Genomic DNA, 14,017 nt, shown 5'->3' with positions numbered 1-14,017 from the left:
TTCCTCACAGGCCTGCGTGGGCGGCGATGGCGGCGGCGATGGCCAGGGCCAGCTCTTCGGGTTTGCGCTTGATCGAGTAGTTGGTCAGTTCAGGGTGGCTTTCAACGAAGCTGGTGTTGAACTGGCCGCTACGGAATTCCGGGTTACGCAGGATTTCCTGGTAGTACGCGGCGGTGGTCTTGACCCCTTGCAGACGCATGTCGTCGAGGGCCCGCAGGCCACGGTCCATCGCCTCTTCCCAGGTCAGCGCCCAGACCACCAGTTTCAGGCACATCGAATCGTAGAACGGCGGAATGGTGTAGCCGGTATAGATCGCTGTGTCGGTGCGCACGCCGGGACCGCCGGGCGCGTAGTAACGGGTGATCTTGCCGAAACTCGGGAGGAAGTTGTTTTTCGGGTCTTCGGCGTTGATCCGGAACTGCAGCGCGAAACCACGGTGCAGGATGTCTTCCTGTTTCACCGAGAGCGGCAAACCGGATGCGATGCGGATCTGCTCGCGAACGATGTCGATGCCGGTGATTTCTTCAGTGATGGTGTGTTCCACCTGCACCCGGGTGTTCATCTCCATGAAGTACACCTCGCCCTCGGCGAGCAGGAACTCCACGGTACCGGCGTTCTCGTAACCCACGGCCTTGGCTGCACGAACCGACAGGTCGCCGATGTAGGCGCGCTGTTCCGGAGTCAGTTGCGGGCTCGGAGCGATCTCGATCAGCTTCTGGTTGCGACGCTGGATCGAGCAGTCACGCTCGAACAGGTGCACCACGTTGCCGAAGCTGTCGCCGAGGATCTGCGCTTCGATATGTTTCGGGTTTACGATGCATTTTTCCAGGAACACTTCCGCCGAACCGAAAGCCTTGGTGGCTTCGGAAATCACTCGCGGAAAGGCTTGTTCGAGTTCTTCGCGACTGTTGCAACGACGAATGCCGCGTCCGCCACCACCGGAGGTAGCCTTGAGCATCACCGGGTAACCGATGCGGTCGCCTTCGGTCAGGGCCTCTTCGATGCCCGACACGTTGCCTTCGGTGCCCGGTGTGACCGGCACGCCGGCCTTGATCATGCTGCGGCGCGCTTCGGTCTTGTCGCCCATGCGGCGAATGACTTCCGCCGACGGGCCGATGAATTTGATTCCGCGCTCGGCGCAGATGTCCGCCAGCTCGGCATTTTCCGAAAGAAAGCCGTAGCCGGGGTGCAACGCATCGCAACCGGTTTCCACCGCCAGGTTCACCAGCTTGCGCGGGTTCAGGTAGCCAGCCAATGGCTCGGCACCGATGCTGTGGGCCTCGTCCGCACGCTTCACATGCAAAGCATGACGGTCGGCGTCGGAATAGATCGCGACCGAGCGAATGCCCATTTCGGCGCAGGCGCGCACGATTCGTACGGCAATCTCACCACGGTTGGCAATCAGGATCTTTTTTATCACTTGGAGGTTCCCTTGAGCCGGTGGCACCCACGACCCGATTAGACAGGTCGACGCGTGACCAAATGTTTCAATTCAGTCGCAGCTCCACACTAGCTGTCGCAAGGGATTAACAAAAATGAATAATAATTGGGTCAGACATAAGCAAAGACTTATAGTTGAGTCATCGACCTTCGCTCAGGATTTATAGAAAATGCGTAAGTCATTGATGCGTATGACATTGCGTCAATTGCAGATCTTCAATGAGGTGTGCGATTTAAGGTCCTACAGCCGCGCTGCCGACGAAATGTCTCTCACACAACCTGCCGTGAGCCTACAGATTCGTCAACTTGAAGAGCTGATCGGTCAGCCCTTGTTCGATTATGTCGGCAAAAAACTCTACATGACCGAGGCGGCCGAAGCGCTGCAGCGCGCCAGCCGGGACATTTTCGGCCGCCTGGAAAACCTCGATATGCAGCTGTCGGACATGCAAGGCTCATTGCAAGGTCAGCTGAAACTGGCGGTGGAGTCCAGCGCCAAGTATTTCGTGCCGCACCTGTTTGCCGCGTTCAAGCGCCAGCACCCGGAAGTGAACCTGCACCTGACGGTGGTCAACCGTGGCCAGGTCATCCGGCGCCTGTCGGATAACCGCGATGATCTGGTGATCATGTCGATGGTCCCCCAGGACATGGGGCTGGAATTCCTGCCGTTCCTCAACAACCCGATTGTAGCCGTGGCGCCACCGGATCATCCGCTGTGCCACATGGGTCCATTGCGCTTGCAGGATCTGGAACCCTACACGCTGCTGCTGCGCGAACCCGGTTCCGGCACGCGACTGGCCTGCGAGGAGTATTTCAAAGAGAAGCGCGTGCACTTCACCCAGACCCAGGAGGTCGCCTCGGCGGAAGCTCAGCGTGAATGCGTGCTGGCGGGTCTGGGCCTGGCGCTGCTGACGCGCCACGCCCTGAACCTTGAGTTGGCGACCGGTGGCCTGATCGAGCTGCCGGTCGAAGAGCTGCCGCTGCTGCGTAGCTGGTGCCTGGTGCAGGCCAAGGCCAAACGGCTATCGCCGGTGGCCCACGCATTCCTTGCGTTTATCCGCAGCGAACGAGCGCAAATCAGCGCACTGGTTGAGCGTTTCGACGGGAAGTTACCGGTGCTGCCTGCCAGTAGTTGAGTTCGAGGTCGTCGGGAAATTCGCCGATTTCGGCCAGAAGCTGGCGGCGCTCGCAGCGATCTTCGATGGCGCGGCGAAATTCCATGCGGCGCTGGTCTTCTTGCTGACGACGGGTTTTGACGGCGCTGTTGCGTTCTTCGTAGGGCTGGGCCATTTCGAGTCTCCCAAGGCGAGTACGGGAGTTTCAAGATAGGCGCGAGGGATGACGGTTTGGCGGCGGGAGGGTTACAGAACGATGAACCTCACCGGCTGACTGCGAACCTGTGGCGAGGGAGCTTGCTCCCGCTGGGTCGCAAAGCGGCCCTAAGATTTTGCGACTGCTGCGCAGCCGAGCGGGAGCAAGCTCCCTCGCCACAATTCCAGCCAGAATCAATCGTCCAGCGCTTTTACTGACTTTGGCGACAACCGCAAGCTGCGAAGGCTGCGCTTGACGCTCTTCAAGTGATTGACCAGGCTCGGCCCACGGGCCATGGCCACGCCCATCGCCAACACATCGATCACTACCAGGTGGGCGATGCGCGACGTCAGTGGCGTGTAGATTTCAGTGTCTTCGTGCACGTCGATCGCCAGGTTAACGGTCGACAGCTCGGCCAACGGTGTCTGGCTCGGGCACAGGGTGATCAGCGTGGCGCCGCTTTCGCGCACCAGGTTGGCGGTGATCAACAGGTCCTTTGAGCGACCGGACTGGGAAATGCAGATCGCCACGTCGGTCGGCTTCAAGGTCACCGCCGACATCGCCTGCATGTGCGGGTCGGAATACGCCGCCGCGGTCAGCAACAAACGGAAGAACTTGTGCTGGGCATCCGCCGCCACCGCACCCGACGCACCGAAGCCGTAGAACTCGACACGCTGGGCCTGGGACATCGCGGTCACGGCTTTCTGCAACGCTACCGGGTCAAGTTTCTCGCGAACTTCCATCAGGGTGTGCAGGGTGGTGTCGAAGATTTTCAGGCTGTAGTCGGCAACCGAATCGTCTTCATGGATCGCGAATTGCCCGAAGCTCGCGCCGGCCGCCAGGCTCTGCGCCAGCTTCAGTTTCAAATCCTGGAACCCGGAGCAACCGATGGCGCGGCAAAACCGCACGATGGTCGGCTCGCTGATGCCTACGCTGTGGGCCAGGTCGGCCATGGAACTGTGCATCACCGCCGCAGGATCAAGCAGCACGTGGTCGGCGACCTTGAGCTCCGACTTGCGTAACAGGTGGCGTGACTGGGCGATGTGTTGCAGCAGATTCAAGGGGCTGGACTCTTTGTCATTGGCAGGTGCCGGGGATGTAGCACGCTTGTAGTTATACTACATGAATCGGCTTTTTGCCTGCTCAATGCGTAACTCAATGTCCCCATATCACGCGACATATGCTCCATGTAGCACCTACGAGGTTTTTTCGTCCGCGCGCAACAGCTCAGCCAGGTCTGCAGCCTCAACCGGACGGCTGATCCAATAACCCTGCACTTCATCGCAATGCTCGACCTTCAGAAACTCCAGCTGCTCCGGCCGTTCGACGCCTTCGGCCACCACTTTCAACGACAGACCGTGGGCCATGGCAATAATCGCCCGGGTGATCGCCGCATCTTCACTGCTCTCCCCCAGCCCACGGATAAATGCCTGATCGATCTTCACGTAATCCACAGGAATACGTTTGAGGTAGCTCAGAGACGAATACCCGGTACCAAAATCGTCGATCGCCAGCTTCACCCCCAGATCGCGCAATTGCTGGAAGGTCGCGATGATGTGCTCGACGCTGTCCAGCAACTGGCTTTCAGTAAGTTCCAGTTCCAGGTAGTGCGGCGCCAGGCCGGTTTCTTCCAGCACCTGGCGCACCAGGCTGACCAGTTTCCCCTGACGCAGCTGATGCACCGACAGATTGACCGACACCCGAATCGGCTCAAGCCCCTGACGTTGCCATTCGCAGGCTTGCCAGCAGGCCTGACGCAAGACGAACTCGCCGATAGCGTTGATCAGGCCGGTTTCCTCGGCCAGACCGATGAAATCCCCCGGCGGTACCTGGCCAAGGGTCGGGTGATTCCAGCGCACCAGCGCTTCGGCGGCATTCAACCGGCCGGTGGCGAGGCAGAGTTTCGGTTGATAAAACACCTTCAACTGCTTTTCTTCGATGGCTTTGCGCAATTGGTTCTCAAGCTGCAAACGCTCGAGCGTGCTGGCCTGCAAGCTGTCGGTGTAGAACTGGAAGTTGTTGCCGCCCAAGTGTTTGGCATGCTGCATGGCCATGTTCGACTGGCTGACCAGCGCGGAAATCTCCCGTGCGGTGTCCGGCAACAGGCTGATGCCCATGGACGCGCTCATCACCAGTTCATGCCCCTCGACAGTGATCGGCAAACGCAGCTTGGTCGACAATCGGGTCGCCACGCGCGCCAGGCTCGACAGGTTGCCGTAGGCGTCGAACAGCACCGCAAATTCATCGCCGGACAACCGGGCGATGGTGTCCGCTTCCGGCAACGCATTGACCAACCGCCGGGCCATTTTCTGTAACAGCTGATCGGCGATTTCGTGGCCGAGGCTGTCGTTGAGCAACTTGAAGCGATCCAGATTGATGTGCAGCAGCGCCAGGCTGCGCCGACCGCCCTGACGCACCCGCTGATGAGCCTCGCTTAGTCGTTCACGGAATAACGAACGGTTGGCCAGCCCCGTGAGCTCGTCGTAATGGGTGAGGTAGCGCATGCGCTCTTCGGATTCACGCCGAGCGGACAGATCGGCGAAGAAGCCGACGATATGACTGACATTTCCCCGCAAATCGCGTACGGCATTCAGTTGCAGCCACTGCGGATACAACTCGCCATTCTTGCGGGTCTCGACCAACTCGCCCTGCCAACTACCGTGCTGCTCCAGCGCCTGACGAATCGCCGCGTAATGCCGACGGGCGTCGCGGCTGCAAGGCAAATCGACCACGTTGCGCCCGAGCATGTCGTCGATTTCATAGCCAGTTACCCGACTGAAAGCCTGATTGACCGCGATCAGTGCGTAATTCGGGTCGAAAATCACGATGCCTTCGCTGGCCGCCTCGAACACCGTCGCCGCCAGCTGGCGCTGTTCTTCCAGGTGCTTGCTGGCGCTGATATCGCGACGGGTGCCGACCATGCGGATCACCCGGCCGTTTTCACTACGCTCGACCGCTCGACCACGGTCCTCGATCCAGACCCAATGGCCATCGCCATGTCGCACCCGGTACTCGATCTGATAATCCTCGGTGCGGCCCTTCAAATGCTCGACCAGCGCCCGCTTCAGCGCTGGCAAGTCGTCGGGGTGCAGCCTCGGCTTGAGGTGGCGGAGCATTGCCGTCACGTATTCCGGCTCCAGCCCGAACAACTCCTGGAGCTGAGTGTGATGAACTTCGTCGGTCTGCAAGTTCCAGTCCCACAAACCGAGTTCGCTCGCCTTCAACGCCAGCGCCAGCCGTGCTTCGCTCTTGCTCAAAGCCTGGTTGGCCGCATCCAGTTCCAGACTGCGTTGGGCAACCCGGTTTTCAAGGTCGACCTGGGTTTCGCGCAATTCTTCTTCAGCGCGACGACGCTGGTCGATTTCCTTGGCCAGCTCGTGATTGAGTTGCTCGCTGCGACTTTGCGCTTGCTGCAAGTGTTCGATCAGCGCCTGATTTTGAAAACGCCGCAACAAACCCTGATCGATCAACCGATTGACCTGCCAGGCGACCACGCTCAACGAGCCCAGAAGAATCAGCCCGAACCAGCCCCAGCCCTGCTCCTGTTCATCGCCGCCCCAGAACAGATAGCCGATGGCCGGCAACAGACAGGGCAAGGTAAAGGATAGAAATGCTGGCAGGCTGACCGCATAAGCGACGCTGGCCGAAAGGGCTGCGGCGCCGATCAGACCGAATACCCAGGCTTGCTGGATGAAATTGTCAGCGGGCACCAGTGCAATGCCGGCACCGGCCAGCGTCAGGCCGGTCATCGCCGAACCGAGCAGAAACATGCGACGCCAGATCGGATGGGCCTGACGGTGGGGAATCGCCGAATCGAAGGCCGCGACCTGAATCACTCGCAACGCCACCAGCGACAGCAACCAGATCAGCCAGACGCTGACCACGAAGTAACGCTGCGGGCTCCAGAGCAACCCGGCGCAGACCAGACCGTTGATCAACATGAAAAGCGTCGGCAAGAGCGAGCCCTGGTACAGCAGACGCGTGCGTTCGACCGCCATCTCCATGGCGTACTGTTTGCGGATAGCCCGAGGCTCCACGGAGGGGCCCGACAGGTCGGAGCTGAGGGTCATAGGCGATGTTCTTGTTCTTATAGTTGAGCATGCGAGCCCGAATTGTGGACGGAGCATACACAAGCAAATGCCCGGACCAAACTGCCTCAGGTCATAAAATAGACAAAAGTTTTAGTCGCCCGCATCCGGGGTAAAAGCCGCCAGGCGAGCCCCGCCCCTGCTCGCAGCCAGTGACCGACCGGTCGTCATCGGTGCTTCTTTCATCGGCTAATGCAAAGCTCGGTTTGCCCGGTGTGACGTCGCACCCTAGAATGCCCCGATGCGCGATGATCTCTCCCTTCTGCTGAACTCCCTCAACGATGCCCAACGCCAGGCCGTAGCTGCCTCCGTGGGTCGTCAGTTGGTCCTGGCCGGTGCTGGCTCCGGTAAAACCCGAGTGCTGGTGCACCGTATCGCCTGGTTGATCCAGGTCGAAAACGCCTCGCCCCACTCCATTCTGTCGGTGACCTTCACCAACAAGGCCGCTGCCGAGATGCGTCATCGCATCGAGCAGCTGATGGGTATCAACCCGGCCGGCATGTGGGTCGGCACCTTCCACGGCCTGGCACACCGCTTATTGCGGGCGCACTGGCAAGAGGCGGGCCTGAGCCAGACCTTCCAGATTCTCGACAGCGACGACCAGCAACGGCTGGTCAAGCGGGTGATCCGCGAGTTGGGCCTGGACGAGCAACGCTGGCCGGCCCGGCAGGCCCAGTGGTTCATCAACGGGCAGAAAGACGAAGGTCTGCGTCCACAACATATTCAAGCCAGCGGCGATCTGTTCCTGGCGACCATGCGCAGCATTTATGAAGCCTACGAGGCTGCGTGCCTGCGTGCCGGCGTCATCGACTTCTCCGAACTGCTGCTGCGCGCCCTCGATCTGTGGCGCGACCACCCGGGGCTGCTCGCCCATTATCAGAAGCGCTTCCGGCACATTCTGGTGGACGAGTTCCAGGACACCAACGCCGTGCAGTACGCCTGGCTGCGTCTGCTGGCCAAGGGTGGCGACAGCCTGATGGTGGTCGGCGACGACGATCAGTCGATCTATGGCTGGCGCGGCGCGAAAATCGAGAACATCTATCAGTATTCCGACGACTTCCCGGATGCCGAGATCATTCGTCTGGAGCAGAACTACCGCTCCACCGCCGGAATCCTCAAGGCCGCCAACGCCCTGATCGCCAACAATACCGGGCGCATGGGCAAAGAGCTGTGGACCGATGGTGGCGAAGGCGAAGCGATCAATCTGTACGCCGCGTTCAACGAACACGATGAAGCACGCTACGTGGTTGAAACCATTGAAAGCGCGCTGAAAACCGGCTTGGCTCGCAGTGATATCGCGATTCTGTACCGCTCTAACGCCCAATCGCGCGTTTTGGAAGAAGCCTTGCTGCGCGAGCGCATCCCGTACCGCATTTATGGTGGTCAGCGCTTCTTCGAACGGGCAGAAATCAAGAACGCCATGGCGTATCTGCGTTTGTTGGAAGGTCGTGGCAACGACGCGGCCCTGGAGCGGGTGATCAACGTTCCGGCCCGTGGCATCGGCGAAAAAACCGTCGAAGCGATTCGCGATCATGCGCGCCACAGCGACGTGTCGATGTGGGAAGCCATGCGTCAGCTGGTGGCCAACAAGGGCCTGACCGGGCGCGCTGCCGGTGCACTTGGGGCGTTTATGGAGCTGATCGAGAACCTCGCCGCCAAGTGCATGGAAATGCCACTGCACCTGATGACCCAGACCGTCATCGAGCAGTCGGGGCTGATCGCCTACCACCAGGCGGAAAAAGGCGAGAAAGGCCAGGCCCGGGTAGAAAACCTTGAGGAACTGGTCAGCGCCGCGCGCAACTTCGAAAACCCGGAAGAGGACGAAGAGCAATCGCCACTGGCGGCATTCCTCGGCCACGCCTCGCTGGAGGCCGGGGACACCCAGGCCGACGAGCACGAAGACAGCATTCAGTTGATGACCCTGCACAGCGCCAAGGGCCTGGAATTCCCTTACGTGTTCCTGGTGGGCATGGAAGAAGGCCTGTTTCCGCACAAAATGAGCCTGGAAGAACCCGGTCGCCTTGAAGAAGAGCGTCGTCTGGCCTATGTCGGTATCACCCGGGCGATGCAGAACCTGGTGCTGACGTATGCTGAAACCCGACGCTTGTACGGCAGCGAGACCTACAACAAGGTGTCGCGTTTCGTACGTGAAGTGCCGAAAGGCCTGATCCAGGAAGTGCGACTGTCCAACAGTGTCAGCCGTCCGTTCGGCGGAGGCCAGCAGCAGAGTTCCAGCAGCCTGTTCGGCGGCAGCGAGATCCCGGACACCGGGTTCAGCCTCGGCCAGACTGTGCGGCATTCGGTGTTCGGCGACGGTGTGATCCTGAATTTCGAAGGCGCCGGTGCTCAGGCGCGGGTGCAGGTGAACTTCAGCGAAGGCAGCAAGTGGCTGATGCTCGGTTACGCCAAGCTGGAAGCGATCTAAAACCTGCCAGTGATTTACTGTGGGGGCGAGCCTGCTCGCTCCCACAAGGTTCTGTGTTTCAGATTGATCTTATAAAAGGCGCAAAAACATGGGCTCGGGTTTCTTTTCTTCCTGGACATTCTGGGCCCTGATGTCGGCGGCGTTTGCCGCCATGACCGCGATTTTCGCCAAAATCGGCATCGAAAACGTTAACTCGGACTTCGCCACGCTGCTGCGCACGGTGGTGGTTTTGGTCAGCCTGGCCTTGATTTTGTACGCCACGGGCCAATATCAGTCATTAGGATCGATCTCGGCCAGGAGCTACCTGTTCCTGCTGCTGTCGGGACTGGCCACCGGTGCCTCGTGGATCTGCTACTTCCGCGCGCTGAAACTGGGGCCGGCCTCGTTGGTCGCTCCGGTGGACAAGCTCAGCGTGGTGCTGGTGGCGGTGCTCGGCGTAATCCTGCTGGGTGAAAAACTCGACCTGCGCCAATGGAGCGGAATCGGCCTGATTACGGCCGGTGTCGTCATGCTGGCGCTGCGGCGCTAAGCATCCTTCCTACAGAAGCTGTCCACTCGTCCTACAGACTAACGCTAACAGGCCTTATTGCGCTGACTGAAGCTGAACACAACCTGTCAGGCAAAAGCCCGAAACACTCTGCCGCTAGCCAGTAACACTTCAGCTGTGCAACATGGCGCGCGTGCCATCCACAAATGGGAATTCCCTTTATGAAACGTTTTCTTAGCATCGCCATGGCGTTGTGCATCGGCCTGACGATGAGCCTGGACGCCAACGCCAAGCGCTTTGGTGGCGGCAAGAGTGTCGGCGCTGCGCCGACTCACCAGACCAGCCAAATGGCTCCTTCTTCTCCTGGCGTGGGCGGTGCAGCCGCCACTGCCGGCGCGGCCGGTGCCGCTGGCGCTGCCGCCAAGGCCGGCGGTGCTTCGCGTTGGCTCGGCCCTCTGGCCGGTATCGCGGCCGGTGGCCTGCTGGCTTCCATGTTCATGGGCGGCGGCTTCCAGGGCATGCAGTTCTTCGACATCCTGATCATGGCGGTCATCGCCTTCCTGGTCTTCCGCTTCATTGCCGCTCGTCGTCGCAAACAGCAGGAGCATATGGCTCCGGCCGGCGCGCCGATGCAACGTGAAGTGTTCGAGCAGAAGCCAGCCATGGGTTCGATCTTCGGCGGTTCGGCTGCACCTGTTGCCCGTCCGGTGATCAATGCTCCGGCCTGGTTCAACGAACAGCGCTTCGTTGAAGCCGCGCGCAACCATTTCCAGTCCCTGCAACAGCACTGGGACGCCAACGAAATGGACAAGATCGCCGAGTTCGTGACCCCGCAACTGCTGGAGTTCCTCAAGCGCGAACGTGCCGACCTGGGCGACGGCTTCCAGTCGACCTACATCGACAACCTCCAGGTACAACTGGACGGCGTTGATGACCGTGCGGACAAGACCATCGCCACCCTGACCTTCAGCGGCGTGTCGAAGACCTCGCGTTTCGACCAGGGCGAAGTGTTCAGCGAAAGCTGGAACATGGAACGTCCACAGGGCGAAAACCAGCCTTGGCTGGTCGCAGGTATCCGCCAGAACGGCTGATAACTCCGCGTTTCGCATGCTGTAATGAAAACCCCGGCTCTGCCGGGGTTTTCTATTTCACGGTTGCATCTATAGCGAGCTACTGTATAAACCGCCCAAACTAAACCGCGCCATCAAGCAAGAGGATCCCGGACGTGGAAGAAATCATCGAACAACTGCGTGAAGCCAACGAACCGGTACCGGTCCCCTTGGAGTTGCCCGACGAAGATCTGCTGGTAGAAATCGAAGAGCAACTGTTCATCGACATTCCCTTCGTATTCAGAGAATTTCTGCTGACCGTCAGCGATGTTGTCTACGGCAGCCTGGAGCCGGTGACCGTCACCGACCCGCAATCCCACACCTACCTGCCGGACGTTGCCGCCAACGCCTGGGACGCTGGTGTTGATCGCAGCCTGATCCCGATCTGCCAGGACGGTGACAACTACTACTGCGTCGAAGAAGACGGCACCGTGGTGTTGTGGCTGGCCGAAGAAGAGTTACTCGCCGAAGAAACCTGGGAATCGGTCTGGCACTGGGCACGGGACGTCTGGCTGGAAAGCTGATGTACCCCTGCACGATTTTTTGTAGCAGCTGGCGCAGCCTGCGTTCGGCTGCGAAGCAGTCGTAAACCCTGACACTCGGTTAACCTGAATCACCTCGTAGCCTGATTGGCGACTGCTGCGCAGTCGAACGCAGCCTTCGGCAGCTGCTACAGGGACTCGTCACGCTCAATGCTCGGACGAATCCTTGTGGTTATCCAGGGTTTCCAGCAAGGCCACCTGCATCCGCGTATGCACGCGGATGAACCAGCGCCAGAGCAGCGCCGCTATCGCAGCCGCGACCACGACAATCAGCACCAGCAACTTGTTGGTCGGCAGAATACTGGCCGACAAGGCCGCCAGCAGCAGGAAAATCACCAGCAGCGAGAGGATCGGGATCACTTCGGCGATCACCCGACGCACTCGCTGCGTGTGGCGGCCGGCCATCTCCGACTTCACCCCCATTTCTGCCAGCAGCATCGACAGCGCCTTGAGCTTGCGATAGGCGGCGATCAGGAACGGCAGCGACAACAGCAACGCCCCGCCCCAGATCAACGCTTTTTGCCAGCTCGGGTCGCTGATCCAGTCTTGCAGGTAAACGGACATGCGCTCGGCGAAGAAGGCGCCCGATAAAAAGATCGCAACCACCAGCGCCAGATTGACCCCCACCTGCAACAGAATCCGCCGAATCATCGACGCCAACAGCGCGCCCTCGCCCTGAGGCTGGATGCTGCGCAGCCATTCGCCATACATCCCCAGCACACGAGCCAGACGCTGCGGCATCACGGCAGCAAGCTTGATCGACAGCGGATCGGCCGCGCGGATCAGATAGGGCGTCAACAGCGTGGTGATCACCGAGACGGCCACAGCCACCGGATAGAGAAAGCTGCTGGTGACCTGCAGCGTCATGCCCAGCGCGGCGATGATGAAAGAGAATTCGCCAATCTGTGAAAGCCCCATCCCCACGCGCAGTGAGGTGCGTCCGTCATTGCCAGCGATAAACGCGCCAAGGCCGCAGGACAGCATCTTGCCCAGCACTACCGCCACAGTGATCACCGCAATCGGCCAGGCGTATTGCAGCAGGATCATCGGGTCGAGCATCAGGCCGATGGCGACGAAGAAGATGGCACTGAACAGGTCGCGAACCGGCTCGATCAACTGCTCGATCTTCAGCAGCTGGCGCGATTCGGCCATGATCGCACCGATCAGGAACGCGCCGAGAACCATGCTGTATTCAAGCTTGACCACCAGCAGGCAGAAGCCGAAACACAGGCCCAGCACGGTAATCAGCAACATCTCGTTGCTCTCGAATTTCGCCACATAGGCCAGTAGTCGCGGCACCAGCAGAATACCGATGACCAGTGCGACAATCATGAACAGGGAAAGCTTGCCGACGGTGGAAAAGACTTCGCCGGAACTGACCGTGCCGCTGACGGCGATGCTCGACAGCAAGGCGATGATGCCGATACCGAGGATGTCCTCGACGATCAGTACGCCGAAGATCAACTGCGCAAAACGCTCGTTCTTCATCTTCAGGTCGTTGAGCGCCTTGACGATGATGGTGGTCGAGGAAATCGCCAGGATCGCGCCGAGGAACAGCGAATCCATGGTATTCCAGTCGAACCAGCGGCCGATTTCGTAGCCGATCCAGATCATCAGGACGATTTCCAGGAAGGCCGCGATAAACGCCGTGGCACCGACCTTGAACAGCTTGCGCAGGCTGAACTCCAGCCCCAGGCAGAACATCAGGAAAATCACCCCGAGCTCGGCGAGGGTCTTGATGGTTTCTTCGTCGTGGATCAGGCCGAAGGGCGGCGTGTGCGGGCCGATAATGAAACCGGCGACGATGTAGCCGAGCACCACCGGTTGTTTAAGACGATGAAAGAGCACGGTCACCACACCCGCGATCAACATGATCACTGCCAGATCCTGAATGAAACTGATGGCATGCATGGTGTGTGGCTCCTTCGGGGGTGGGCTTTTGAAGGGTAACACCACGACTTCCGGCGCAAAGACGGTGCAATATATGGAAACAGATCGCTTCGGGCGTGACGGCGCCTCCCCGCCCGGCGTCCCGATAACTGTTGGTTTGAAAAACACCGACAAGCACCCACAGAGGTGCCCCCCAAACCCTGCCTTGAACCCGTGAGTACGTTATGGAACCCGGAAACGCCCAGCTGTCGATGACGGTATTGATGACCCCCGACATGGCCAACTTCTCTGGCAATGTCCACGGCGGCACCCTGCTCAAATACCTCGATGAAGTGGCCTACGCTTGCGCCAGCCGGTATGCCGGCCGTTACGTAGTGACCTTGTCGGTGGATCAGGTGATCTTCCGCGAGCCGATTCATGTCGGTGAGCTGGTGACCTTTCTGGCCTCGGTCAACTACACCGGTAATACCTCGATGGAAGTGGGCATCAAGGTCGTGACCGAGAACATTCGCGAGCGCTCGGTGCGCCACACCAACAGCTGCTTCTTCACCATGGTCGCGGTGGATGACCAGCGTAAACCGGCCTCCGTCCCGCCACTGCAACCGCAGAACAGCGAAGACAAGCGTCGGTACATGCAGGCCCAGCAGCGTCGGCAGATTCGTCAGGAACTGGAAAAGCGCTATCAGGAAATCAAGGGCGACGCTTAAAGCAAAAGATCGCAGCCTGCG

General features: G+C 59.8%; 11 protein-coding genes. 6 read left to right on the top strand and 5 right to left on the bottom strand.

The genetic code is table 11. The annotated features are described in order from the left end of the window. Positions 1-4: 4 nt before the first annotated feature. The gene (locus ACEN8R_RS24385; RefSeq protein WP_018927371.1) at positions 5-1,420 is read right to left on the bottom strand and encodes an acetyl-CoA carboxylase biotin carboxylase subunit; all 1,416 of its coding nucleotides are present in this window, start codon (positions 1,418-1,420) and stop codon (positions 5-7) included. 190 nt (positions 1,421-1,610) lie between these two features. On the opposite strand from ACEN8R_RS24385, the gene ACEN8R_RS24380 reads away from it, so the two are divergent. Continuing rightward, the gene (locus tag ACEN8R_RS24380; protein ID WP_018927370.1) at positions 1,611-2,573 is read left to right on the top strand and encodes a LysR family transcriptional regulator; all 963 of its coding nucleotides are present in this window, start codon (positions 1,611-1,613) and stop codon (positions 2,571-2,573) included. Here the strand turns inward: ACEN8R_RS24380 and ACEN8R_RS24375 are convergent. From ACEN8R_RS24375 to ACEN8R_RS24365, 3 genes are all read right to left on the bottom strand, one after another. Next, entirely contained in the window at positions 2,515-2,727 is a 213-nt protein-coding gene (locus tag ACEN8R_RS24375) for a PA3496 family putative envelope integrity protein (RefSeq protein WP_019020903.1), read from the bottom strand. The two genes, ACEN8R_RS24380 and ACEN8R_RS24375, sit on opposite strands and share 59 nt — an antisense overlap. Before the next feature lie 215 nt (positions 2,728-2,942). Then, on the bottom strand, positions 2,943-3,809 hold the full coding sequence (hexR, locus tag ACEN8R_RS24370) for a transcriptional regulator HexR (protein WP_017850032.1): 867 nt from the start codon (positions 3,807-3,809) through the stop codon (positions 2,943-2,945). A gap of 135 nt (positions 3,810-3,944) precedes the next feature. Next, positions 3,945-6,818 (bottom strand): EAL domain-containing protein, encoded by a 2,874-nt coding sequence (locus ACEN8R_RS24365; RefSeq protein ID WP_495624399.1) that lies wholly within the window; start codon positions 6,816-6,818, stop codon positions 3,945-3,947. A gap of 259 nt (positions 6,819-7,077) precedes the next feature. On the opposite strand from ACEN8R_RS24365, the gene uvrD reads away from it, so the two are divergent. The 4 genes from uvrD (at position 7,078) to ACEN8R_RS24345 (ending at position 11,381) form a co-directional block, all read left to right on the top strand. Further along, positions 7,078-9,261, top strand: coding sequence for a DNA helicase II (gene uvrD / locus ACEN8R_RS24360; protein WP_007934438.1), 2,184 nt, complete (start codon positions 7,078-7,080; stop codon positions 9,259-9,261). 88 nt (positions 9,262-9,349) lie between these two features. Continuing rightward, positions 9,350-9,790, top strand: coding sequence for an EamA family transporter (locus ACEN8R_RS24355; RefSeq protein ID WP_018927368.1), 441 nt, complete (start codon positions 9,350-9,352; stop codon positions 9,788-9,790). A 179-nt stretch (positions 9,791-9,969) separates the two neighbouring features. Continuing rightward, entirely contained in the window at positions 9,970-10,839 is an 870-nt protein-coding gene (locus ACEN8R_RS24350) for a Tim44 domain-containing protein (protein ID WP_086945222.1), read from the top strand. A 134-nt stretch (positions 10,840-10,973) separates the two neighbouring features. Continuing rightward, on the top strand, positions 10,974-11,381 hold the full coding sequence (locus tag ACEN8R_RS24345) for an SMI1/KNR4 family protein (RefSeq protein WP_007934432.1): 408 nt from the start codon (positions 10,974-10,976) through the stop codon (positions 11,379-11,381). Between the two features lie 165 nt (positions 11,382-11,546). On the opposite strand, the gene ACEN8R_RS24340 is transcribed toward ACEN8R_RS24345, so the two are convergent. Then, positions 11,547-13,310 (bottom strand): cation:proton antiporter, encoded by a 1,764-nt coding sequence (locus ACEN8R_RS24340; protein WP_018927366.1) that lies wholly within the window; start codon positions 13,308-13,310, stop codon positions 11,547-11,549. Positions 13,311-13,513: 203 nt separating this feature from the next. Between ACEN8R_RS24340 and ACEN8R_RS24335 the strand changes: the two genes are divergently transcribed. After that, positions 13,514-13,996: an acyl-CoA thioesterase gene (locus ACEN8R_RS24335; protein WP_007934430.1), complete on the top strand. Its 483-nt coding sequence runs from the start codon at positions 13,514-13,516 to the stop codon at positions 13,994-13,996. The last annotated feature ends 21 nt before the right edge of the window (positions 13,997-14,017 follow it).

It is taken from the genome of Pseudomonas sp. Pseusp15 (genome assembly GCF_059492165.1).
This window is presented reverse-complemented; position numbering and strand designations above follow the sequence as displayed.